This is a genomic window from Faecalibacterium sp. DFI.5.82 (assembly GCF_029076575.1).
Classification (GTDB): Bacteria; Bacillota; Clostridia; order Oscillospirales; family Ruminococcaceae; genus Faecalibacterium; species Faecalibacterium duncaniae.
On record NZ_JARFIS010000026.1, the window covers coordinates 1 to 1,470 of the forward strand.

General features: G+C 53.2%; 1 protein-coding gene. It reads right to left on the bottom strand.

Going from position 1 to position 1,470, the window contains the following annotated elements; translation table 11 throughout:
• Positions 1-182: 182 nt before the first annotated feature.
• Positions 183-530 (bottom strand): TnpV protein, encoded by a 348-nt coding sequence (locus P0G09_RS15345; protein ID WP_117530295.1) that lies wholly within the window; start codon positions 528-530, stop codon positions 183-185.
• Positions 531-1,470 lie beyond the last annotated feature (940 nt).

The window sequence follows — 1,470 nt, forward strand, 5'->3', positions numbered from 1 at the left end:
CTGGGTCTGGTACAGCGCAATAATGCGCTGTTTGCCGCCTGTAAACCCTGAACCATGCCGCCGCAGCTCGTTCTCAATTTCAGCCTGCGACAAAACAAAAGCGGAGGGCGTTTTTTCGCTCTCCGCTCGGTCGATTTTTTCGATTTGCTGGGCTTCGGTGGGGATGTTCGCATCCAGAAAACTTAGCTGTAAATCAGCTCGTTCATCACCAGTTCCTCGGCCTGTGCTTTCAGGCTGTTCATGTGCTGCACCCATGCCATCTGATTCTGCTCCTTGTCCGGGGCCGGGTTCTGTTTCAGAAGCTGCGCCATGGTCTGCTGCATCCGGTTCTCTGCCGTCTGCTCCAGTTCCATCAGATGCGGGTACAGCGTCCCGTTCAGGAGCATCGAATTGTACAGTACCGGGCGATACTGCTTCAGGTAATTCCGGCGCATCCTGCCGTACTTGCCCAGCGGGGTCTTCGGCTGGCTGAGGGTCAGGTTCGGGAGCTGGTAATCCCCGATCTTCGTGTAATTCAGACTGCTGCTCATATTCTTCCATCCTTTCTACGTTTCGGCGGCGGGTCGTGGTTTTCACCGTCCGCTCGATTTTGCGTAAGACCTCGCGGCTGATGTCGCTGGTAGCGGCACCCAGCGCATAGACTGCATCGGGTGTGGAAAAGGTGTGGATGGCCTGAAAGTCATCCTTGTCAAAGTAGCCTTCCGGTTCAAACCCGCATCGTTCTAATAGAGTGTAGGTGACGCTCATTGTCGCAGCGGCCTTGAACTGAAGTTCCTTTCCACTACTATCATAATCATCAAAGAAAGAGCCGTCAACGATGTTGAGGATGTCGCCGCTGTTGTTGTCCCAATAATCGTTCACCAGCTTCTCCGCAATATTTACGAGCTGCTGGCTGAGCCGTTCATGGCTGATGCCGTATTCTGCGGTCAGCATCTCAGACACCGGCTTGAAAAGGTCGTCATTCATTTCCCATCGTTCCGGGTCGCGAGAATTGCGCCGTACTCCGGTGTCCGACACATCAAACACATAGTGCAGACGCGGGTATCCGCTGGATTCGTCCAACAGGGCGATGCCCTTGGAGCCACGCCGGACATACCGGTTCATGCGGTTGTTCCAGATGTCGTAATCGGCGCAGGCTGTGGCATCGGGTCGCTGAGCGTAGATCATCAACTGGTCCGGGAAACTGTACTTGTACAGCCGGGATGCTGTGGTCAGGTAGTCCGTCCAGCTTTCCCAGTACCGTGTCAGACCGTTTGCCGTGCGCTGGGCAAGGGCAAGATATTCTTCGGTTTTGCTTGGCATTTTAGCCTCCTTCTTTAGTTTTTAGGGTATAAAAAGAGCGGGCAACCGTTTTAGGGTTGCCCGCAAGGGATGTAATAAAGATCGATTATTATTCAAACTTTTTATGACACTTTGGGCACTCTTTAGGGATTGGTCTATAACCAACAAGCGAGCAGCCACAATAAGGAC

Bases quoted from the DNA above. Each gene is read 5' to 3' on its own strand.
- P0G09_RS15345 (WP_117530295.1), bottom strand. From the start codon at position 530: ATGAGCAGCAGTCTGAATTACACGAAGATCGGGGATTACCAGCTCCCG.